Source organism: Bradyrhizobium sp. LTSPM299 (assembly GCF_000938235.1).
Lineage (GTDB): Bacteria > Pseudomonadota > Alphaproteobacteria > Rhizobiales > Xanthobacteraceae > Bradyrhizobium.
The window spans coordinates 147,492-169,580 of the sequence record NZ_JYMU01000039.1 but is presented as its reverse complement, the minus strand read 5'-3'; the positions used below and the strand labels follow the sequence as shown (position 1 = coordinate 169,580).

The window sequence follows — 22,089 nt, the reverse complement described above, 5'->3', positions numbered from 1 at the left end:
GCCGGACTTACTTTACGGCCTCGACCAGGGCCATACCTTCGCCCTGCCAGTGACCGACCCCCGTCACCACAATCTGGGTTGGCGCCCCGGTCTTTTCAACCTCGAACCCGGTCGGGTCGTTGGCCGGATAAAGCGCCCCGCGCGAGATCGATAGCGCCGCCAGCGCAAGCCCGAGTGGAAACTGCGCCTCGACCGTGTGGCCGAACGTCGTGCCGCTGGCGCGCACAGCAAGTCCGGGATGTTCGCCCAGGAAGGCGCGCTCTTCGGAGGTAGCCGGTTCGGCGCCGGTCGCGCCGGTGATCAAGACGCCATCGTCGTCGCTGACACCGAGCTGCGGCCACATCGCCTCCAGCGACTTTGTCACCGCTCCGGGCTGCTTGCGCTTGGCGAGATCGGCGACCACCTTGGTCAGCTTGGCATACGGCTTCGCGCCGCGGGCCTCGGCATGCTCGCGCGACTCCATCACCAGGAACGCACCGACGGAGCCGAGCGCGAAGCCCGGACCGTCCTTGCGGGCCCAGACCGGCGCATACTGGCCCTTCAGGCTGAAGTTGCCGAATTGATAGAGCATCAGGAGGTCGCCGCGATCGCCATTATGGGCGGCGCCAACCAGCGCGATGTCGCTCTGGCCGGCCCCGATGCGGGCGACGGCGATGCGCGCAGCGTCGATGCTCGAAGCTTCCTCGCCCATGAAGGTCCGCGAGGTCCCGCAGACGCCGTGAACGATCGCGATATTGCCGGCGAGCAAGTTGGAGAGTTGCGCCAGGAACAGCGTCGGGCGCAGCTCGTTCATCAACTTCTCGTTGAGGAAGCCGGGCTGTGAGTTGCCCTGCGCGTCGGCGTTCATGATCGCCAGGTCGACCTTGAGATCACGCTCGCCGCCGCCGGCCGCGATGATCATGTCCATCCGCGACAGCACCTCCTGATTGCCTTTGACGCCGGCAGAATCGAGCGCAAGGCCGGCAGCATAGGTGCCGATGCGCTGCCATGTCTCCATTTGGCGCTGATCACCCTTCTTCGGGATCTGCGCGTCGAAGCTGATCGGGGCGATCGGATGGATGACGTAGGGCGCAAGGCGCGTCTCGTCGACATTGACACGCTTGGCGCCGAGCGCCTCCCAATGCGCGTCCAGCCCCTCGCCAAGCGAGGAGAGCAGGCCGATTCCGGTGATCCAGACTTCTTTTGGTTCAGCCATTTTCAGTTTCAGCCTTGGGGCATTCTTGGGGCATTGCGTGCAGCGGGAAGCCAATTTTCTCGGCCATCGCATCCATGTGGACGCGGAAGGCGGGATCGGGGAACGGAGAAAGCCCGAAGGTGAGTTCAGCGCTGCACTTCAACTCCTTGCCGACGCGGCCCTTGACCTTCGTGACGGCAAAGCCAGAACCTTCGTGCTCGAGCTTCGCGTCGATCGTCAGCAACTGGCCGGGACTGACGAAGCCGCGCATCTTGGCTTCCTTCACGATCGCCAGGAACGGCATGCGCTCGAACTTCAACAGCCCGAGCAGGAGCCATCCCGAACTCTGCGCCATCGATTCGGTCAACAATACGCCGGGCATGATCGGAAAGCCTGGAAAATGCCCCTCGAAGATGGTGTGCGCGGTAGGAACCTGTGCTTCGACCGTGATCGTCTTGGCGTCGAGATTGAGGTCGACGATGCGATCGATCAGCCTGAAATAGTCGAGGTCCATGGCTGGCGATTACGAGCTCGTACCCGCGCTTGCGTTCTTGGCCGCGACCAGCTCGTCGATCCGGTCGGCAAGGTTCTTCAACACGAAGTACTGCTCCGTCGTCGCCTTGCCGTCGTTGACCTCCTGGGTCCATTTTTCGAGCGGCATCTTGATTCCAAAGGCCTTGTCGATGGCAAAGGCGATGTCGAGGAAGTCGAGGCTGTCGATTCCCAGATCGTCGATGGCGTGGCTCTCCGGCTTGATCGTGTCGCGCGGAATGTCGCAGGTCTCCGCGATGATATTGGCGATCTGATCGTAGGTGGAAGACATCATTAAGCCTTTGATATAATGGAGATAAATCCGGGACGGCTTGGAGGAGGCGGGCGCGTTGCCCCGGAATACCCAATTCCCCCTGCCGGAGTCGAGTGCCCGTATATCGGAGCAGGGCCGTTAGTTCAATGGAGCTTGGCCGGGCCGCCGAGGGCGGTTTTTGAGCAGGGTTCCGACTGGCCTAGCTGCGCGGCATCACTGAAATCTTTGCGCAGTCGCGGCGCCCCATCTGCAAGCAGTCCTGGGTCTTGCGCAGGTCGGCGATGCTCATGGCGAGCCAGATACCGATCGCGGTCAGTGCCACGGTAAAGGCGAAGGCGGCGATGTTGGCGAGCATGCGCTGGCGGAAATCGTCTGGCTCGTCGCGCGGCTTGTCGTAACGGGAAAGGTCATTGGCGACCGGCGCGGGACGGGCCGAGCGGATCGGCTCCTCGCGCTTGCCGGGTGGCTGTGCCGAGGTACGCGGCCGGAATTTGAGCACCACGTGCTCACTATCCGAGGTGATTGGCCGCTGCGTTTTCACTGCTGTCAGTCCGGTCGCGTCGCCAGACTTGTTTAGCATGTTCGCTGCGCGTCACACTAAAATATTGGTGCGCGCAGAGGTGGTATTCATCCCTCGAACGTCTCGTGGAATCGGCTGTAGTCGATCCTGAGGCGACCGTCGTCGGTTGCCTGGAGGATCTCGGCGTAGCGATGCCCGATGCGGATATCGGAATATTCATACGATGTTCGTGCATGTACATTTTGCGCTGCAACGTCGTCATAGCCTGAAACGATGAGGCCGAGCCCGGCATTGATGGCCTCCAGGTCCGCTGCGTCGAGGCCATGGAGCGGGCTGGCCTGGTCGATGACATGAAACAGCGTCCAGCTCAGCGCCAGCGCCGGGCTTTCGCTGCGGATCAGCGGCAGTTCGTAGAACCGGCGATACGCCATGCCTTCCTTGCTGACACCGTTCTTGAACAGCCATAGCCGCGCGGTGGCATTGGCGATGATGTTGTGCCGCTCATTGGCGAGACGGATCATCAGCGTCAGCTGGCCTTCATGATTCGAGATCACGGGATTGTCGGCAAACAGCAGGCGAGCGCTCGGTCGCGAGAAGCGCGCGAAGACCAGCCCGGTCATCAACGACATCGAGAAGATGCCGGTGAACAGTTCGACGGCCGCAACGAAGTGTCCGTAATGCGTTTGCGGATGCATGTCGCCGTAGCCGGCGGTGGAGAGTGTTTCAATGCTGAAATAGAGGTAGTCGATGTACTGGCCGCCGGGCACGTTGGCGATCGGCTGATTGCCGACCCAATAGAGCAGCGCGAAGAAGGCATTGAAGACGATGAACACCAATGCTGCACCGCCAATAAAGGCGGGCCACGACGCTGTCATGCAGCGATGGCTGATATCGGCCCAAAAACTGAGCTCCAGTCCCTCGGTCACGACCTCGCGGTTGCCGAGGCGGACCATGCGGGCTTTCTTTCGATCGTTTGCTTTTCCGGCCATTCCGTTCTTCAACCGGGCACTTTCGCCGGCTTGCGACATCATGTCATAATGGAACTTATTGCAGAGCGGCAGTCAAACGGGAGCTTAGGATCATGGCCCATACGCGCGAACCCTATGTCAAGCCGGTCCCCATCCTGTCGCTGCGGCCGACCCAGATGACGGTCGGCATGCACGAGGTGAAGGAGAAGCGGAAGCGCTGGCGCGAGCATTCTTCGAGCAAGAAGCGCGCTGAACTCCTGGGCAAGCACATGATCCCGGTGGTCCATGGCCCCGACGATCGCTACTACGTGGTCGATCACCATCACATGGCGCGGGCGCTGCACGAGGAGGGCGTCAAGGACATCCTGGTCACTGTGATCGGCGACCTTACGATGGTCGAGCGTGACGTGTTCTGGGGCGTGATGGACAACAAGCGCTGGGTCTATCCCTACAACTCCAAGGGCGACCGTTGCCATTTCAAGGACATTCCGAGATCGATCAAGGACCTCAAGGACGATCCGTTCCGCAGCCTCGCCGGCGAGATGCGCCGGGCCGGCGGCTTCGCCAAGGACACGACGCCGTTCAGCGAATTCCTGTGGGCGGATTTCCTGCGCCGGCACATCCCGCGCAAGATGGTGGAGAACAATTTCGCCAAGGCACTCGAGAAGGGGCTTGCGCTGGGACGCGGCCCGAACGCGACCTATCTGCCCGGTTGGTGCGGGCCGGCTTCGGACGATTGATCAGGCTCGGTTCGCGGCTCTTGATCGACCTTGCCCGGATCATGCTTGCCGCCCAGCGTGCGATGTAGCCATCGCTCGATTGGGTTGCCGAAGGTCAGGAGCAGGAACGCCAGCACCAGCGCGGTCGCGACGATAGGCCAATGTCCCGCGCCGCAGACGATCCCGACGCAGGCCGCGAAGAAGGCGCAGGCGGCGCTGGTCAGGCCGCGGACCTGCATGCGGTCGCCATGCCGGACGATCACGCCGGCACCCAGAAATCCAATGCCTGTCAGCACACCCTGGATCACGCGGCTGGCTGCATCCGTGAATTTGCCGGGGTCGGCGGCCTGCAAGGCAAGGAGGACGACCGTTGTGGTCGACAGGCTGACAAGGCCGAGCGTCTTCAGGCCGATCGGCTTGCCGCGCAAGTCGCGGTCGAGCCCGATCGCGCCTCCGGCCAGTGTGGCTGCGCCGAGGCGCAGGGTGATCTCGCTCCAGTGCACCGGTCCGGCCTCTATTTCGGTTGCCGTCCGAGCATGTAGAACTCGTCGTTTGGGCGCATTGCGGTGACATTGGCCATCCGGTTCGACAGCGCGAAGAACGCTGCCACCGCTGCAATGTCCCAGATGTCGTCGTCGCTGAAGCCGTGGGCGGCGAGGGCAGCGAAATCGGCCTCGGAGACCTCCTCGGCCGCGCGGCTCACCTTCATCGCGAAATCGAGCATCGCGCGCTGCCGCGGCGTGATGTCGGCCTTGCGGTAGTTGACCGCGATTTGGTCGGCTACTTGCGGGTTCTTGGCGCGGATGCGCAGGATCGCGCCGTGGGCGATCACGCAATACTGGCATTGATTGGCGGCGCTGGTCGCCACCACGATCATCTCGCGCTCGGCTTTGGACAGGCCAGAGTCCTTCTCCATCAACGCGTCATGATAGGCGAAGAACGCGCGAAACTCATCGGGACGGTAGGCCAGCGACAGGAAGACGTTCGGCACGAAGCCGGATTTTTCCTGCACCGCAAGGATGCGGGTGCGGATGTCCTCGGGGAGTTGGTCGAGGGCGGGTGTCTGAAAGCGTTTTGCGGTCGGCTGCGTCATGAGATGGTTCCGGCATGCCGCGAGGGACGCGGCGTCGGGCGAAACCATAATGGATGACGGATTCGGCGCAAGGCACGTCGCGCGCGGCTTGCCGGGATGCTCTAGCGCAGCGGCTTCTTCAACAGCGAGAAGCGATCCGGATCGAGCCCCAGTGAGGGCTGCAGCATCGGCGCTTCCGCGGGAGCCATCGGGCGCGGCGGCGGGCGGTCGTTGATGCCGGGGTCGTTGGCTGTGCTGTCGCGATGCGAGGTCGCGCCCCGCCAGCGTTCCAGCACGGCGCTGACGAAGTGCATGTCATGGCCGGCGGTGACCGACGGCACCGTGGCGATGGTAGCTTCGCCGCGCGGCAGTTGGTGCGGCGGCACCTCCTTGAAGCGCAGCCGCGTCGGCAGCGCTACGCCTTCGCCGAAGGCCAGCACCTCGCGGGTGCCGAGCGAGGGGACGAAGGAAAGCAGATTGGCGGCGGCGTCCGACACCGCGGAGCGCAGCAGCGCCTGGTCGCGGTCGTTGGCAAGGCGCATCGTGAACAGCGTGTTGCACTGAGAGATGATGGTCGCGTCGAGCTCGGCCGGACGCTGGGTGATGAGGCCGAGATAGACGCCGTATTTGCGGCCTTCCTTGGCGATCCGCGACACCGCTTTGCGGGTCGGCCCGAATCCGATGTTGCGGTCCGCGGAGGCGTAGCGGTGCGCCTCCTCGCAGACGAACAGCATCGGCGAGACGCCGTCGCTCCACAGGCCGAAATCGAATGCCATGCGGCACAGCACCGACACCACGGAGTCGACCACTTCGGCGGGGAAGCCGGCGAGCTGCATGATGGTCATCGGCTTGCCGTTGGCGGGCAGGCGGAACAGGTAGCTGATCACTTCCGCCATGGTGTCGCCGCCGACATTGGCGTTGTCGAACATGAAAGCGTAGCGCGGATCGTTGCGGACCGCATCGATGCGCGACATCAGCTTGTGATAGATGATGCGCGAGGAGCGGTTCTCCAGCTTGCCCATGCGCTCGTCGATCAGCGAGATCAGGTCGACGAGGCGATAGGGCACCGGCGTGTCGACGGTGTAGCCGATCTGTCTGGGATCGACGCGCTTCAGCCCGAGGCCGACGCGGTCGGAATTCTGGTACTGGGTATAGAGGCCCTTCGCCATCGGAATCACTTCGGCGAGGATGTCGAGCTCTTCGGGGACGCCGGGGCGGCCGCCGAACAGCACGTCGACGATCTCTTCGAAGTTGAACAGCCAGAACGGCAGCTTCAGGTTCCGCGGGTTGAGCACCTGGGCGCGTTCGCCGAAGCAGCGGCCGTATTCGTTGTGCACGTCGAGCAGGAAGATGCGCAGGCTCGGTCGCGACTTCAGGATCTCGTTGAGCAGCAGCGATACGCCGGTCGATTTGCCGACGCCGGTCGAGCCGAGCACCGCGAAATGCTTGGAGAGCATTTCCTCGACGTCAACATAGGCGATGATCGAGGGGTCCTGCTGCAGCGTCCCGACATTGATCTGGTCCGAGCCGCTCGGTGCGTACACCGTGCGCAGCTCCTCACTGGTGATCAGCTCGACGCCGTCGCCGATGGTCGGATAATTGGTGACGCCGCGCTGAAACTTGTGCCGTGCGCCGCCGAGGATTTCGCCGAGCAGATCGACCGAGGCGGTTGCGACGTAGGTGTCTGACGCGTGCAGGTCCTCACACGACACTTCGGTGATCATGGCGACGATCACCGAGGTTGTGCAGCGGATGCTGACGAACCGGCCGACGGTCGCACGTACTTCCGAGAGCGGCATCTGGCCGGCGGCCATCAGCCCGACCCGGGCCTGCGAGCCGCGCACAGAGATCACACGTCCGAAGGATGTCACGTTTCCAGCCTGGCTGTTCTGAGAAATGTCCGGACTAATATGACGCGGCGGGGCTGCAAAAACCGTTAAATCGCTGCGGTTCCGGATCGGCTAAATCTGTACCTTCCGGGTCAGGATTTGTTCTTCAAGCGCGGCAAGGCGCCGGGCTGCCACGCTTCGGCGCTGAAATCGTCGCTTTCCGGCACGGACCACGATGGTTTCGCCGTTCTTCTGTTAACGCGGAATTTACCATGTCGAAGGAGAGCACCTGCCTGATCGTTAATCACCGGATGCCGGGCGGATTTTCCACGCTCTGTCTCGTGGTATCGTGTAACCGATTGCTAACTGCGTGTTGTAACGCCCTTTCCATTTGTGCCGCGTAACGATGCCGCGCTCGGGGAGAGATCAGCGTGAGCATCGAAGACCGCAATCCATCGTCTGGGAATGCCGACAATGGCTCGACCAAGGGGCTTGCCTTCTGCGCAGGCATGTTGGTGGGCAGCCTGCTCGGAAGTGCCACGGCGGGCTGGAGCGTGCGCGAGGGCCTGCTGACGGCAGCCGTCGTGATCCTGGCCGTCATTGTCGTCCTGGTGCTGAAGCGGCATCAGGTCTCGGACCAGCGACTCGCGATCGAGCGTCGTAACCTCTCGACCGCCGTGAACAACATTCCGCAGGGGCTGGTTCTCTACGACGCATCGGCGCGCATCATCATCTGCAACCAGCCCTACGTCGACATGTTCGGCCTCTCGTCCGACGTGGCCCAGCCGGGCTGCACGATGCAGCGGCTGATCGCGCACCGCCAGGAGACCGGCTCGTTCGATGGCGACGTCGACGAGTTCTGTGATGCCATCATCCGCAATGTGGCGCTTGGCAAGGGAACGCGTCAGCTCACGGAGGCGCCCGGTGGGCGCGCGATCGAGATCGTCAACAAGCCGCTGCCGCAGGGCGGATGGGTGGCGACGATCGAGGACATCACGGAACGCACCCGCGCCGACGAGAAGATCGCCCATATGGCGCACTATGATGCGTTGACCGATCTGCCGAACCGCGTGCTGTTCCGCGAACGGCTGTCGCAGGCGCTGAAGGCGATCCGGCCGGGCGAGCAACTGGCCGTGATGTATATCGACATCGACGAATTCAAGAGCGTCAACGACGCGCTCGGCCATCCGGTCGGTGATGCGCTGCTCAAGGCGATCGCCGATCGCCTGCGCTCCTGCCTTGGGGATGCCGATGTCGCGGCAAGGCTCGGCGGCGACGAGTTTGCCGTGATCCAGACCGCAATCCGCAGCCACACCGAAACCATGCAGCTGCTTGCCGCGATCTATCAGACCATCCGCCAGCCGATCGACTGCAACGGACACCTGATCGCCACCGATGCAAGCATCGGCATCGCGCTCGCTCCCGGCGACGGTCTCGATATCGACCAATTGCTGCGCAACGCCGACCTCGCCCTTTACGGGGCGAAGAGCGACGGCCGCCGCACCTACCGGTTCTTCGAGGCCGGCATGGACGCGCGCGCCAAGGCGCGACGCAGCCTGGAGCACGAGCTGCGCCAGGCGATCGCCGACAGCAGCTTCGAACTTCACTATCAGCCACTGCTGCATCTCGAGGACGGCACGGTCAGCTGTTGCGAAGCACTGCTGCGCTGGCGTCATCCCGAACGCGGCATGATCTCGCCCGCCGATTTCATTCCGGTTGCCGAGGATACCGGCCTGATCAACGATCTCGGCCACTGGGTGCTCAACACCGCCTGCAGGGAAGCGGTGAACTGGCCGGATCACGTCAGCATCGCGGTCAACGTGTCCCCGATCCAGTTCAAGAGCGAGACCCTCGCGCTGCACGTCGCCGCCGCACTCGCGGCATCGGGGCTTGCGGCGTCGCGCCTCGAACTCGAGATCACCGAGGCGGTGCTGATCCGCGACGACGAGGCCGCGCTCGATATCCTGCATCAGTTGCGCGACCTCGGGGTGCGCATCGCGCTCGACGATTTCGGCACCGGCTACTCCTCGCTGAGCTATCTGCAGCGCTTCCCGTTCGACAAGATCAAGATCGATCGCGCCTTCATCAAGGATCTCGCCAGCACGGGCGCATCGTCCACGATCGTCCAGGCCGTCGTGAACATCGCCGCCGCCAGCGATATGACCACCACCGCCGAGGGCGTCGAGACCGAGCAGCAGCGCAACCTGCTGCGCACTCTCGGCTGCACCGAGATGCAGGGCTATCTGTTCAGCCGTCCGGTCCCGGCGGCCGACATCCGCAAGCTGCTGTCGTCGCATCGCGAGAAGACCGCATCGGTCGCCTGACGGTCGGCTGCGGCCGTTCCTGACAATGTGATATTGGCCACGGAATATCGTGCGATGGCCCGCCATCTTGTATCCGCGCAACAAGAGGGCTCCGCCATGTACTATTTCGTCAACGCGGTTCTGGTTCTTGCGATGGCGTTCTTCTTCGTGCTGCCAATGACCGACCATCGGACGGCGCGCATGAAGCTTTGCGTGGTGTGCGCGCTCGCCGTCGCGCTGACGATGTCGGCGACCGCGTTCCGGCCATACGCACCGGCGCCCATCATGATGTCGCGGGGCTGAGCGCGGGCCCCAATCCTTCACGGGCTCCAATCCCTTCAGCCACCGTCGCCAACCCAATAATTTGTTGACGGGACCTAATCTCTTGTACAGTAGTACAAATAGGTGCGCGACGCGTCTGCCCGCCCGAGCGATGGCTTGCCACGTCCGTTTGGCGCCGCCGCGGAAGGAGATTGCCCCATGCAACCGGAACCGATCCTCGACCTCGCCCATCTCGGGCACATGGAGCTACTGACGCCAAAGCCGGACGAGAGCCTGGCATTTTTCGTCGACGTCATGGGCATGACCGTCAGTGGCCGGAAGGACGAGTCGGTCTACCTGCGAGGCTGGGACGACTACGAGCGCTATTCGCTCAAGCTCACGGCGTCGACAACGTCGGGCATGGAGCACATGGCGCTGCGCGCCCGCAGCCAGCAGGCGCTGGAGCGCCGCGTCGCCGCGCTGAAGGGCTCCGGTTTTGAGATCGGTTGGGTCGACGGCGATATGGGGCAGGGCCCGGCATTCCGCTGCCGCGATCCGGACGGCCATGTCATCGAGCTCTATTACGAGACCGAGTGGTACCAGGCCCCGGCCGAGCTGAAGCCGGCGCTGAAGAACCAGGCGCAGCGCTTCCCGGCGCGCGGCGTTAATGTCCGCCGGCTCGACCATCTCAACTGCCTCGCGGTCGACATCAAGGCCAACCGTCTCTTTTTCGAAAACTATCTGGGATGCCGAACCACCGAGCAGATCGTGTTGAATGACGGCACCGAAGCGGCGATGTGGATGACGATGTCGAACAAGAGCTACGACTTCGCCTACACGCGCGACCATTACGGCAAGACCGGCCGCTTCCACCACGTCACCTACGCGCTCGACAGCCGCGAGGAGATTTTGCGCGCCGCCGATATCTTCCTGGAGCACGGCGTGCATATCGAGACCGGGCCGCACAAGCACGCCATCCAGCAGACCTTCTTCCTCTATGTCTACGAGCCCGGCGGTAACCGCGTCGAGGTCGCCAATGCCGGCGCGCGGCTGATCCTCGCGCCGGACTGGAAGCCGATCGTGTGGACCGAGGAGGAGCGCAAGAAGGGACAGGCCTGGGGGTTGAAGACGATCGAGTCGTTCCACACTCATGGTACGCCGCCAGTCGCGGGCAGTTGATCGTACGCCGCGCTTTGGATCGTTGCGAGGCCTCGGGCGTTTGGTGCTAGGTTGCACTGAGACGAACGTCAGAGGAAAACGTCGATGAGTGAACAGGCGACGGACAAGCGCGTGCGAGAGGCGTCTCGCAGGCATTTCCTTCAGGCGGGTGCTGCCTTGGCAAGCGGTTCTGCGATAGCAGGTCTCGCTGGCACAAATGCACTCGCCGGATCCGACAGCAATCTCCCACCCAACGTGCCTGAATGGATGAAGGCGCCGGGCGATTCGATGGGAAGCCAGCCTTACGGCGCGCCATCGGTCCACGAGAAGGGCGTCGTCAAGAACATCTCGAAGACGTTGCCGCAATATATTTCGGCCTCGGGCCGCACGCCGTTGCAGGAGCTCGACGGTATCATCACGCCGAACGGCCTGTTCTACGAGCGTCACCATGGCGGCGTGCCGACAATTGATCCGGCCGAGCACCGGCTGATGCTGCACGGCATGGTCGACCGCCCGCTGGTGTTCACGATGGAGGACATCCGCCGATTTCCGTCGCAGTCGCGTATCCACTTCATCGAGTGCTCCGGCAATCCGGTCTACACCAAGCCCTATGGCAAGACGGCGTCCGATCTCGTCGGCCTCGTCAGCTGCGCCGAATGGACCGGCGTGCCGCTGAAGACGGTGCTGGATGAGGCCGGCTTGCAGCCGGGCGCCAAATGGATCGTGGCCGAGGGCGCCGATGCCGCCGCGCTGACGCGCAGCATCCCGATCGAGAAGTGCCTCGATGACGCCATGCTGGTCTACAGCCAGAACGGTGAGCGACTGCGTCCGCAGCAGGGTTATCCGCTGCGCCTGCTGCTGCCCGGTTTCGAAGGCAACATGAACGTGAAATGGCTGCGCCGGCTCAAGGTCACGGCCGAGCCCGCTTATTCGCGCGAGGAGACCTCGAAATACACCGACCCGATGCCGGACGGCACCTCGCGCGAATTCACCTTTACCATGGAAGCGAAGTCGATCATCACGCGGCCCTCCGGCGGGCAGAAGCTGACCACGCAGGGCTTTCACGAGATCACCGGGCTGGCCTGGAGCGGCCGCGGCAGGATCAAGCGCGTGGAGGTCTCGGTCGATGGCGGCAAGAGCTGGCAGGATGCGGCGCTGCAGGAGCCGGTGCTGACGCGCGCGCTCACTCGCTTTCGTTTTCCCTGGCATTGGGACGGCAGTCCTGCGCTGATCCAGAGCCGCGCCATCGACGAGACCGGCTACATGCAACCGACTCTCGCGGAGCTCGTCGCGGTGCGTGGGCTCAACTCGTTCTATCATAACAACGCGATCTGGCCGTGGCGGATCGATTCGAACGGCGAGGTGAGCAATGGCCAGGCTTGACCTCGCAACTGCGCTTCTGACCAGCACGCTCATGACAGTCGTCGTCGCGGCACACGCGGAGGAACGCTACGGCATTGGCCGCCCGGCAACGCCTGCGGAGATTGCCGGCTGGAACATCGATATCGGCCGCGACGGCTCCAACCTGCCGCCCGGCAGCGGCAGCGTCGAGCGTGGCCGCGTCGTGTTCAGCGAGCAATGCGCGGCGTGCCATGGCGACAACGGGCAGGGCGGCGTCGGCGACCGCCTGGTCGGCGGACAGGGCACGCTGGCGAGCCCGAAGCCGGTCCGCACCGTCGGCAGCTACTGGCCTTACGCCCCGACGCTGTTCGACTACATCCGACGTGCGATGCCGCAGAACGCGCCGCAATCCCTGGGCAATGAGGACGTCTACGCGGTGTCCGCCTACATCCTCAGCCTCAACGGCGTCGTTCCGGCCAACGCGGTGCTCGATGCCAAGTCGCTCGCCGCCGTCAAGATGCCGAACCGCGACGGCTTCGTCAGCGACCCGCGGCCGGACGTGCATGACCACTGAGGGCGCGTCGCGGCGGCGATGCGTCGCCGCGGCCACGTCGCAGCATTGTGATCCGGTGTCTCCCTGCGGCCGGAATTTCCGTCTCACCCGATCGATCCTTGATGTGAACGGGGGCAGCAGCGCTGTCCTCGGGCGGTTTTCAATCGACGCATCGGAGATGTCATATGACCGGACTCAAGGTGGTTGCAGCAGCCGTGCTGCTATTGGGAGTGGCGTTCACACCTGCCGCGGCCCAGATCTCGGAGCCTGCGGCATTCGACGCCCAGAATCCCGGGCGCAGCGCGATCAATGGCGGCGCCCTCACGCCATGGGGTGCGCAGCAATTGGCTACCGAGCACCGCGGCGAGGCTGTTAACGCCTACGGGGCCATGCCCTCGGCGACGCCGTCGGCCACAGGACCGCGCGTGGGTAGGAGACGGGGCGCGCGTTAACATCATCGTCGTCCTCGCGAAAGTTCCGCAGGGGCGGCAGTGAGTTTGTTGCACGGCCATGGCCCCGTCATCGCGAGGAGCGATAGCGACGAAGCAATCCATCGTTCCGCATATGCGGTGCGATGGATTGCCTCGCTTCGCTCGCAATGACGGGGCTAGCCTGATTCAACATGTCAATCAGCATATTCGCTGTCGTCGCCGGCTCGACCGGGCGATCCAGTATTCCAGAGACGTTCATGATTGAGCCGATGGGCCGCGGCGTACTGGGTCGCCCGGTCCATGTGCGCAATTGCGCACAGGCCGGGTGATGACAGCGTGATGTGGGGCGCAATTTTACATTCTCGCGACATGGTTTGTCCGAGCTTTGCATTTCGTTTGCCCTCACTTGGCTTCCGTTGCGAGCCGAAGCTTTACTCGATCGCATCCAGCGCGCGGCGGATCGCCGCGAAGATCGTCACGATCTGGTCTTCCGTGATGATCAATGGCGGAGAGATCATCAACGTGTCGCCGGCGGCGCGGATCAGGATGCCATCGTCGTAGCAGCGATTGGCGCACTCTGGGCCACGCGCACCCGGCGCGCCGTCGCGCGGCTTGAGATCGATCGCCGCCAGCAGGCCGATATTCCGGATGTCGGTGACGTAAGGCGCGTCTCTCAGCGCATGGGCCGCGGTCTCCCAGACCGATGCGATCTGCCGCGCGCGGTCGAACAGGCCGAGATCCTGATAGACGTCGAGCGCGGCAAGCCCCGCTGCGCAGGCCAGCGGATGCGCCGAATAGGTGTAGCCGTGGAACAGCTCGACGGTGTTTTCCGGGCCATTCATCAGCGCCTGATAAACCTTGCCGCTGGTGATGACGCCACCCATCGGCACAGCGGCGTTGGTCATGCCCTTGGCGCAGGTGATGAGGTCAGGCGTCACGCCGAGGGCGTTGGCCGCGAACGGCGCGCCGAGCCGTCCGAAGCCGGTGATCACCTCGTCGAAGATCAGCAGGATGCCGTGCTGGTCGCAGATCTTGCGCAGCCGCTCGAGATAACCGACCGGCGGCGGGAAGACGCCGCCTGAGCCGGTGACGGGTTCGACGATCACGGCCGCAACCGTCGAGGGATCGTGGATCAGCAGCAGCTTCTCCAGCTCGTCGGCGAAATGTGCGCCCCATGCCGGTTGCCCGCGCGAGAACGCCGCGTGCTCGGGATCATGCGTGTGCGAGAGGTGGTCGACTTCGGGCAGCAGCGGGCCGAAATCGCGGCGATGGCGGGAGAGGCCGCTGACCGACAGGCCGCCCCAGCCCATGCCGTGATAGGCTTTCATGCGCGAGATGAAGCGGATGCGGCTCGCTTCGCCGCGCGCGCGGTGATAGCCGCGGGCGATCTTGAGCGCGGTGTCGACCGACTCCGAACCGGAATTGGTGAAGAACACATGGTCGAGGCCTTCAGGCGTGATCTCGGTGATGCGTCCGGCGAGCTCGAATGCGGCCGGGTGGCTCATCTGGAATGAGGAGACGAAATCGAGCTTCGCGGCCTGGGTCTGGATCGCCTCGACGATCCGCTTCTGGCCGTGCCCGGCGTTGACGCACCAGAGCCCGGCCATGCCGTCAAGAATGCGCCGCCCGTCCTGCGTGGTGTAGTGCATGCCCTCGGCGCCGGTGAACAGGCGCGGGCTGGACTTGAATTGACGATTGGGCGTCATCGGCATCCAGAAAGGCTCCAGTGCCTCGCGGGTGAGGGGCGTGTTCGACGTCGCGGCGTGCGGTGTATGCATGAGGTCTCCTGTTACTTGCTGCTATTGTTGTTGCGGCTGTCGGCCATTTCGATGGTTTTCAGCATCGCCGCGCGTTCGAGGTGACCGCGCAACAGCTGTGCGGCAACCTCGTGCTCGCCGGCATCGAGTCGGTCGAGGATCGCAAGATGCTCGCGGCAGTTCACCACCACGCGCTCATACCCGAAGACCCAGTCGTAGTTCGCGAAGCGGCGCAACCGGTTCTGCTGCTGCACGGCGACCAGCAGGAAGCGGTTGCCGGAGGCTGCCGCCAGTCCTTCGTGGAAGGCGGCGTTCATCTCGTAGAGCGCGATGCTCGCCGTCTCCTTCCACGGCTCTCGCAACGTCTCCTCGTGGCGCTGGCGCATCTCGGCGGCCCAGCCCGGATCGAGCTGGAAGCCCGGTTCCAGGAGGCCGGCCGGCTCGATCAGGATCCGGTAGCGGTAGCTTTCGGCGCGGGCTTGCGCATCCGCGATGATCGGCTGGAAGCGCCAGCCGTGGCCCGGCTTGCGCTGCACAGCCGCAACCTCGGCCAGCTTCGCCAGTACGCGCTGCACCACGGGGCGGGTCGCATCGTAGCGCTGCATCAGGTCGCGCTCGGAGACGTCGATCGGAAGGCGCCCGCTGCGCCGGTCGCGCGCGATCGCAACGAACAGGCGGTCGGTATCCGCTGGCACGGGCTTCGTCGGCGCCTTCGGTGTAGCCGGAACCGCGTCCGCGACGAAATAACCGCGGGTTGCGCCGACCCGTACGAGGCGGCGGCGTGCCAATAATTTCAGCGCCGCGCGCACCGGCGTGCGCGAAACCTGCAGCCGCTGTGCCAGCGCCACCTCCGCAAGTCGCGTGCCGGGCGCGAGTTTTTCGGCCCGGATCAGCTCCAGGATGCCCGCGGACAGTTCGCGCTGCAGCCGGCTCGGGGCTGCCTTCGGAGTGGGCGAAGATTTTTGTTTCATGTACTTACAAAATACATTAGGCTTTCAGGAAACGCAAAAGGAAGTTGGCGCAAACGATGGTCGAACCGTTTCCCCTAATCGAAATTTCCGGTCCGCCGCATGAGCGCGGCAAGCAATATGGCCGCCTTGCCGCCGACCGCATCCGCAAGGGCACCTCGCATTATTTCGCCCAGCTGAAGGAGCTCTCGCTCGACGCCGCCGGCGTCGCCGAACTGGTGCGCGACTATCTTCCCGTCATCGAGGCGTTCGAGCCCGCTTATATCGAGGAGATGCACGGCATCGCGGACGGTGCCGGCGTTCCGTTCGAGGATATCGTGCTGCTCAATGCCCGCACCGAAATCCTGAAGCTCGCCGACCCCGCGGTGAGGGCGCGGCTGAAGACGCCCGACGAACCCGATGGCTGCACCGGCGTCGTCGTGCTGCCGCAGGCCAGCGCGTCGGGGCGGCTGATCCACGCCCAGAACTGGGACTGGAAGCGTGAATGCGCCGAGACCGCGGTCGTGCTCAAAGTCCGCCGCGACGATGGTCCTGATCTCATGACCTTCACTGAAGCCGGCGCGCTCGGGCGCTGCGGCTTCAACGCGGTCGGCATCGCCATCACAGCGAATTATCTGCAGAGCGACCGCGACTATCGTCAGGTCGGCGTGCCCTTGGCGCTGATCCGGCGCAAGGTGCTGGAGAACGAGCATCTCGCGCTGGCGATGCGCTCGGTCTATTGCACCAAAAAATCCGCTGCCAATAACATGATCGTCAGCCATCGCGACGGCGTTGCGATCGATTTCGAATGCGCGCCCGACGAGACCTTCCAGGTGCATCCCAATCAAGGGCTTCTGGTGCACGCCAACCATTTCGTCAGCCCGGTCGCGCTTGGCAACCTCAAGGATACCGGCATCGCGAGCACGCCCGACAGCCTCTACCGCGACATCCGCGTCCGCGACCTCTTGCAGCCGCATCTCGGCGCCATCGGCTTCGATACCGTAAAGACGGCGCTGTTCGATGATTTCGCCTATCCCTGGTCGGTCTGCCGTCCGCCGCGACTCAACCTCGGCAACAATCTGAGCGCCACGGTCGCGATGATCCTGATGGAGCCGGCGAGCGGGCTGATGGAAGTGGCACCCTTGCCGTCGCTGAACCGGAAGTTCACGACCTATCGGCTCGACGTGGAAGCGAGCGCGAAGAACGACGCTGCGCCGGCCGCGATCGCGAAGGCATCGTGATGAATGCGCGTCGGCCATCATGCGTGATGATGGCCGGCTTGATGGCGCTGGCTGCGATGCTGGCGGCGGCGCCGGTGCGCGCCGGCGCCGAGACGTTGCTGCGCACCCGGCTCAACGCCGACATCCGCTCCACCGATCCCGGCACCAACCGCGACGCCAACACCGACGGCGTGATGGCGCATATCGTCGAGGGCCTGGTCGCGTTCCGCGACGATACGTCGATCGGGCCGATGCTGGCCGACGGCTGGGATGTCTCGAACGACGGCAAGACCTACACGTTCCATCTGCGCGAGGGCGTCAAGTTCCATAACGGCGCTGTCATGACATCAGCCGACGTGGTCTGGTCGTTGAAGCGCTGGCTCGATCCAGCCACGCAATGGCGCTGCCTGTCCGAGTTCAGCGCAAGCGGGATCGCCCAAATCGAAAAGATCGAGGCGCCCGATACGCAGGCCGTCGCCATCACGCTCGACCGGCCGACCGCGCTGTTCCTGCCAACGCTGGCGCGACCGGATTGCGGGCAGGCCGCCATCATCCATCACGATTCCATCGGTCCTGATGGCAAGTGGATCGCGCCTGTCGGCACCGGGCCGTTCAAGGTCGGCGACTGGAAGCGCGGCCAGTATATCGATCTGGTGCGCTTCGACGGTTACGTCGCGCGCAGCGAGCCGCGCAGCGGCAATGCCGGCGCCAAGACCGCGGACGTTGATCGCGTCCGCTTCAACATTATCCCCGACAGCTCGGCGGCCAAAGCAGGCCTGCTCTCCAGGGCGCTGGACGTGGTCAGCAATCTTTCGATCCCGGACCTCGAAGACCTCAAGGGACGGCCGGACGTGCAGCTCAGCGTCACGCCGGCGCTCGGTCTCACCGGCATCCTGTTCCAGACCCGCGATCCCCTGCTGAAGGATGTCCGGATCCGCCGGGCGATTGCGCTCAGTCTCGACACGCCGCAGATCGTCGATGCAGTGATGGAGGGCACCGCGCGCGCGAATAATTCGGCGTTGCCGATCGGCAGCCCCTTCTACGGCGAGGCGGAAGCGCACGGCTACACCCAGAATGTCGTGGAAGCCAAGAGGCTGCTGGCTCAGGCCGGCTATCACGGCCAGCCGATCAAGATGATCGCCAACAAACGCTACAGCTACGTGTTCGATTCCGCTGTCCTGGTGCAGGCGATGGCGCAATCCGTCGGCATCAATATCGAGATCGAGGTGCTGGACTGGGCCGCCCAGCTCGATCGCTACAATCGCGGCGATTACCAGTCGATGGCCTTCACCTATTCGGCGCGGCTCGATCCTTCGCTCTCGTTCGAGATGCTGACCGGGCCGAAGGCGACCCAGCCTCGCAAGGTCTGGGACAATCCGGAGGCGCAAGCGATGATGCAGCAGTCGATGATGATCGACGACAAGGCGAAACGCCAGGAGCTGTTCGACGAGATGCATCGCCGCTTCATCGACGACGTGCCGATGATCGTGCTGTTCAACGGCTCCGAGATCGCCGGCCTGCGTAACAACGTGAAGGGTTATGCCGGCTGGCTGTTTGCGCAACCGCGCTTCTGGGGCGTGAGCATCCGTTAAGGAGGGGATCGCGGCGATGCTGGGCTACCTTGCACGACGGCTGGCGATGACGATCCCGACGCTGCTGCTGGTGGCGGTCGCGGTGTTCACGCTGGTGCGTCTGATTCCGGGCGATCCGGTTCAGGTGATGTTGGGCGACAACACCGACGCGGCACAGGCCGCGCAGCTTCGCGCGCAACTCGGGCTCGACCAGCCGGTGCCGCTGCAATTCCTGTACTGGCTCGGCCATCTCGCGACCGGTGACCTCGGCCATTCCATCACCAACAATCTTCCGGTGTTGCCGCTGATCCTCGAGCGCTTCCAGGTCTCTGCCGTCATCGTGCTGGTGGCCGTCGGCCTTGCCGCCTGCATCGCGGTCGTGGCCGGCCTGATCGCGGCCTGGAAACAGAACAGCGCGCTCGATCTTGCGATCGTCGGCGGCGCCACGCTGCTGCTGTCGATTCCGAGCTTCTGGCTCGGCCTGCTTTTGCTGTTGCTGTTCGGCCTGAAGCTAAAATGGCTGCCAGTGATCGGCTATGTGGCGTTCTCGGAGAATTTCTGGCAGGCGGCTATGTTCATGCTGCTGCCGATCGCGACGCTCTCCATCGTCGAAATCGGCGTGCTGACGCGGATGGCGCGCGCTGCCTCGATCGAGGTGCTGCGGCTCGAATATGTCACGCATGCGCGCGCCAAGGGCGTCCCGGAATGGCTGGTGCTCGGCCGCCACGTGCTGCCGAACGCCTTTGCGCCGACCTGGACGCTGATCGGGCTGGTGCTCGGCCATCTGCTCGGCGGCATCGCCGTGATCGAGACCGTGTTCACGCTGCCGGGCCTTGGGCGGCTGCTGGTCGATTCGATTTTCGCGCGCGACTATCCGGTGGTGCAGGGCTGCCTGCTGTTCACCGCGGTGATCTATGTCGTGGTCAATTTGATCGTCGATCTCTGCTATCCGCTGTTCGACCCGCGGGTGGCCGTGGCATGAGATGGCGCGCCAACACCGCCATCGGCGGCACTTTGATTGCGCTGCTGCTCGGCACCGCTGTCGCGGCGGCGTTCTGGACGCCGTTCGATCCGCTGCGCATCAACCTGAAGGCGCGGCTGCAGCCGCCGTCGTCGCTGCACTGGCTCGGCACCGACGAATTCGGCCGTGACGTGCTGAGCCGGCTGATGACGGGCGCGAGCGCGAGCGTGGTGGTGGCGCTGGCCACCGTCTTGATTGCCGTCAGCATCGGTGTCGTGGTCGGCGGCGTCGCCGGCTATCTTCGCGGCTGGACCGATCGCATCATCATGGCCGTCAACGACGCGCTGCTGGCGTTTCCCGGCATCCTGCTGGCGCTCGCGGTGATGATCGTGGTCGGCGCCAACAAGACCGGCCTCGCGCTGGCGCTGGGGCTCGCCTATATCCCCTCGGTCGCGCGGGTCGTGCGCGGTACCGTGCTGTCGATCCGCGAGAGGGAGTATATCGAAGCCTCGCGCGTGATCGGAAACTCCGAATTCTATTCGATGGTCCGCCATGTGCTGCCCAACGCAACGGCACCGGTGGCGGTGCTCGCGACCAGCATGTTCGGCTGGGTGCTGCTGGCCGAGAGCGCGCTCAGCTTCCTCGGCCTCGGCGTGCCGCCGCCGGCGCCGACCTGGGGCAACATGCTGGCGGCAAGCCGTCCCTATATGGAAACCGCCGCCTGGCTCAGCGTCGCGCCGGGGCTTTGCATTGCGCTGACGCTGCTCGGGATCAACTTGCTCGGCGATTCCCTGCGCGACCGCCTTGATCCCAGGATGGCACACGGATGACGGCGACGTTGCTCACGGTCGATCATCTGCGCATCGAGGCCGCCAGGACCGGCGCTGTCGTCGTCGACGACGTGTCGTTTGCGATCGAGCGCGGGGAGTTTCTGGCCGTCGTGGGGGAATCAGGCAGCGGCAAGACCGCCGCGGCGCGCGCCATTCTCGGCCTGCTGCCGTCGGGCCTGCGTCATGTCTCAGGCGAGATCCGACTCGACGGCGAGGATCTCGCCGATGTCACGCCGCGGCGGATGCGGACGCTGCGTGGCCGGGCCATCGGCATGGTGTTCCAGGAGCCGATGGTCTCGCTCAATCCGGCGATCGGCGTCGGGGCGCAGATGGCCGAGGGCCTCGTGATGCACGAGAAGCTCGCGAAGAGCGAGATCAAGCGACGTTGCCTCGAGATGCTGGCGCGGGTGCAGATCCGCGATCCCGAGCGGACCTTTGATGCCTATCCGCACGAATTCTCCGGCGGCATGCGCCAGCGCATCATGCTGGCCTCGGTGATGCTGCTGAAGCCGAAACTGCTGTTGGCCGACGAGCCGACCACCGCGCTCGATACGCTGAGCCAGCGCGAGGTGCTCGATTTGATGGTCGAACTGGCGCGCGATCACGGCACCTCGGTGATGCTGATCACCCACAATCTCGGCCTGGTGTCGCGCTACGCGCAGCGCGCCGTGGTGCTGCGGCAGGGTCAGGTGGTGGAAACCGGCAGCGTCCGGCAGATCTTGTCGGCGCCGCGCGAGGCCTATACGCGCCAGCTTGTCGATGCGCTGCCGCGCCGCCGCGTTGCGACCCGACGGCGCGCGGCCGGCGAGCCGCTGATCAGCGTGCGCGGCCTCAAAGTGTCGTTCGGCGGGCGGCAGCGCCTGTTCCGCCGCGACGCCGATGTCGCGGCGGTCGATGGCGTCGATCTCGAGATCGGCGCGGGCGAAACGGTCGCGGTGGTCGGCGGCAGCGGCTCGGGCAAGACGACGCTCGGCCGCGCCATGCTGCGGCTGATCCCGTCGGCCGGCGGCGAGATCCGCTTTCAGGGCAGGGACGTGATCGCGACCCGCGACCGCGCGTTTCGCCTGGCGTCGCAGCTCGTGTTCCAGGATCCGTATTCCTCGCTCGATCCGCGGATGCGCGTCGGCGAGATCGTCGCCGAACCGCTGCGTCATGTGCCGAACCTTGCGACAAGCGAGTGCGACCGCCGCGTCGCGGCGATGCTCGACGAGGTCGGGCTCGCCGGCTTCGCGCAACGCTGGCCGCATGAACTCTCCGGCGGTCAGCGTCAGCGCATCGCGATCGCACGTGCGATCGTGCGGCATCCGTCCTTCGTGGTGGCGGACGAGCCGGTCTCTGCGCTCGACATGACGATCCAGGCCCAGGTGTTGAAATTGTTCGAGCGGCTGCAAACGCAATATGGCTTTGCCTGTCTGTTCATCAGCCACGATCTCGCCGCGGTCGAGCAGGTTGCCGACCGCGTGGTCGTGATGCAGGGCGGCCGCATCGTCGAGCAGGGCTCGCGCGACGACGTGTTCGATCATCCCCAGCATGACTATACCAAGGCGCTGCTCGCGGCGGCGCCGGTGCTCGATTTCGCCGGCGCGCCGGGCGCGCTGGCGTCGGGCTGAGGCGATGTCAACAGACAGAATTCGCGCGACGCGTATAGTGCGCGGACGCCCAGCCTGCT

22 protein-coding genes are annotated in these 22,089 nt (G+C 64.6%); 12 read left to right on the top strand and 10 right to left on the bottom strand.

Annotated features, from left to right (window positions below):
• Positions 1-7: 7 nt before the first annotated feature.
• The 5 genes from UP10_RS20830 to UP10_RS20810 all read right to left on the bottom strand — a co-directional run bounded on the left by UP10_RS20830 (position 8) and on the right by UP10_RS20810 (position 3,488).
• Positions 8-1,195 (bottom strand): beta-ketoacyl-ACP synthase, encoded by a 1,188-nt coding sequence (locus UP10_RS20830; protein WP_044589138.1) that lies wholly within the window; start codon positions 1,193-1,195, stop codon positions 8-10.
• Positions 1,188-1,688 carry a 3-hydroxyacyl-ACP dehydratase FabZ family protein gene (locus UP10_RS20825; RefSeq protein WP_044589137.1) on the bottom strand — a complete coding sequence of 167 codons (501 nt, stop codon included), beginning with the start codon at positions 1,686-1,688 and terminating at the stop codon, positions 1,188-1,190. Before UP10_RS20825 ends, UP10_RS20830 begins: the two co-directional genes overlap by 8 nt.
• Positions 1,689-1,697: 9 nt before the next feature.
• Positions 1,698-1,997, bottom strand: coding sequence for an acyl carrier protein (locus UP10_RS20820; RefSeq protein WP_044589184.1), 300 nt, complete (start codon positions 1,995-1,997; stop codon positions 1,698-1,700).
• A gap of 181 nt (positions 1,998-2,178) precedes the next feature.
• Positions 2,179-2,520 carry a hypothetical protein gene (locus UP10_RS20815; RefSeq protein WP_044589183.1) on the bottom strand — a complete coding sequence of 114 codons (342 nt, stop codon included), beginning with the start codon at positions 2,518-2,520 and terminating at the stop codon, positions 2,179-2,181.
• A gap of 86 nt (positions 2,521-2,606) precedes the next feature.
• The gene (locus UP10_RS20810; protein WP_044589182.1) at positions 2,607-3,488 is read right to left on the bottom strand and encodes an ion channel; all 882 of its coding nucleotides are present in this window, start codon (positions 3,486-3,488) and stop codon (positions 2,607-2,609) included.
• A gap of 92 nt (positions 3,489-3,580) precedes the next feature.
• On the opposite strand from UP10_RS20810, the gene UP10_RS20805 reads away from it, so the two are divergent.
• Positions 3,581-4,207 (top strand): ParB-like protein, encoded by a 627-nt coding sequence (locus UP10_RS20805; protein ID WP_044589136.1) that lies wholly within the window; start codon positions 3,581-3,583, stop codon positions 4,205-4,207.
• On the opposite strand, the gene UP10_RS20800 is transcribed toward UP10_RS20805, so the two are convergent.
• The 3 genes from UP10_RS20800 to UP10_RS20790 form a co-directional block, all read right to left on the bottom strand.
• Positions 4,168-4,689, bottom strand: a complete 522-nt coding sequence (locus tag UP10_RS20800; protein ID WP_044589135.1) for an MgtC/SapB family protein — start codon at positions 4,687-4,689, stop codon at positions 4,168-4,170. The genes UP10_RS20805 and UP10_RS20800 overlap by 40 nt on opposite strands.
• Before the next feature lie 11 nt (positions 4,690-4,700).
• On the bottom strand, positions 4,701-5,279 hold the full coding sequence (locus tag UP10_RS20795) for a peroxidase-related enzyme (RefSeq protein WP_044589181.1): 579 nt from the start codon (positions 5,277-5,279) through the stop codon (positions 4,701-4,703).
• A 101-nt stretch (positions 5,280-5,380) separates the two neighbouring features.
• Entirely contained in the window at positions 5,381-7,072 is a 1,692-nt protein-coding gene (locus UP10_RS20790; protein WP_197086868.1) for an ATP-binding protein, read from the bottom strand.
• A gap of 446 nt (positions 7,073-7,518) precedes the next feature.
• On the opposite strand from UP10_RS20790, the gene UP10_RS20785 reads away from it, so the two are divergent.
• From UP10_RS20785 to UP10_RS20760, 6 genes are all read left to right on the top strand, one after another.
• Positions 7,519-9,411: an EAL domain-containing protein gene (locus UP10_RS20785; RefSeq protein WP_050043760.1), complete on the top strand. Its 1,893-nt coding sequence runs from the start codon at positions 7,519-7,521 to the stop codon at positions 9,409-9,411.
• 54 nt (positions 9,412-9,465) lie between these two features.
• Positions 9,466-9,693 (top strand): hypothetical protein, encoded by a 228-nt coding sequence (locus UP10_RS20780; RefSeq protein ID WP_156180186.1) that lies wholly within the window; start codon positions 9,466-9,468, stop codon positions 9,691-9,693.
• 177 nt (positions 9,694-9,870) lie between these two features.
• Positions 9,871-10,830, top strand: a complete 960-nt coding sequence (locus UP10_RS20775; protein WP_044589133.1) for a catechol 2,3-dioxygenase — start codon at positions 9,871-9,873, stop codon at positions 10,828-10,830.
• 84 nt (positions 10,831-10,914) lie between these two features.
• Positions 10,915-12,192 (top strand): sulfite dehydrogenase, encoded by a 1,278-nt coding sequence (soxC, locus tag UP10_RS20770; RefSeq protein WP_044589132.1) that lies wholly within the window; start codon positions 10,915-10,917, stop codon positions 12,190-12,192.
• 31 nt (positions 12,193-12,223) lie between these two features.
• The gene (locus UP10_RS20765; protein WP_044589178.1) at positions 12,224-12,724 is read left to right on the top strand and encodes a c-type cytochrome; all 501 of its coding nucleotides are present in this window, start codon (positions 12,224-12,226) and stop codon (positions 12,722-12,724) included.
• A 164-nt stretch (positions 12,725-12,888) separates the two neighbouring features.
• Positions 12,889-13,155 carry a hypothetical protein gene (locus UP10_RS20760; RefSeq protein WP_044589131.1) on the top strand — a complete coding sequence of 89 codons (267 nt, stop codon included), beginning with the start codon at positions 12,889-12,891 and terminating at the stop codon, positions 13,153-13,155.
• 410 nt (positions 13,156-13,565) lie between these two features.
• Here the strand turns inward: UP10_RS20760 and aptA are convergent, their stop codons facing one another.
• Positions 13,566-14,912: an omega-aminotransferase AptA gene (gene aptA, locus UP10_RS20755; RefSeq protein WP_044589130.1), complete on the bottom strand. Its 1,347-nt coding sequence runs from the start codon at positions 14,910-14,912 to the stop codon at positions 13,566-13,568.
• 11 nt (positions 14,913-14,923) lie between these two features.
• Positions 14,924-15,862: a GntR family transcriptional regulator gene (locus tag UP10_RS20750; RefSeq protein WP_044589129.1), complete on the bottom strand. Its 939-nt coding sequence runs from the start codon at positions 15,860-15,862 to the stop codon at positions 14,924-14,926.
• 56 nt (positions 15,863-15,918) lie between these two features.
• Between UP10_RS20750 and UP10_RS20745 the strand changes: the two genes are divergently transcribed.
• Genes UP10_RS20745 through UP10_RS20725 form a run of 5 tightly spaced genes read left to right on the top strand, consistent with a single transcriptional unit; the run spans position 15,919 to position 22,030 of the window.
• Positions 15,919-17,079, top strand: a complete 1,161-nt coding sequence (locus tag UP10_RS20745; protein ID WP_044589128.1) for a C45 family autoproteolytic acyltransferase/hydrolase — start codon at positions 15,919-15,921, stop codon at positions 17,077-17,079.
• On the top strand, positions 17,079-18,650 hold the full coding sequence (locus UP10_RS20740) for an ABC transporter substrate-binding protein (RefSeq protein ID WP_245321798.1): 1,572 nt from the start codon (positions 17,079-17,081) through the stop codon (positions 18,648-18,650). The genes UP10_RS20745 and UP10_RS20740 overlap by 1 nt, the downstream gene beginning before the upstream one ends.
• 16 nt (positions 18,651-18,666) lie before the next feature.
• Positions 18,667-19,611 carry an ABC transporter permease gene (locus tag UP10_RS20735; RefSeq protein ID WP_044589127.1) on the top strand — a complete coding sequence of 315 codons (945 nt, stop codon included), beginning with the start codon at positions 18,667-18,669 and terminating at the stop codon, positions 19,609-19,611.
• A complete protein-coding gene (locus UP10_RS20730; RefSeq protein ID WP_044589126.1) occupies positions 19,608-20,420 on the top strand; it encodes an ABC transporter permease in 813 nt (270 codons plus the stop codon). The genes UP10_RS20735 and UP10_RS20730 overlap by 4 nt, the downstream gene beginning before the upstream one ends.
• A complete protein-coding gene (locus UP10_RS20725) occupies positions 20,417-22,030 on the top strand; it encodes an ABC transporter ATP-binding protein (RefSeq protein ID WP_044589125.1) in 1,614 nt (537 codons plus the stop codon). The genes UP10_RS20730 and UP10_RS20725 overlap by 4 nt, the downstream gene beginning before the upstream one ends.
• The last annotated feature ends 59 nt before the right edge of the window (positions 22,031-22,089 follow it).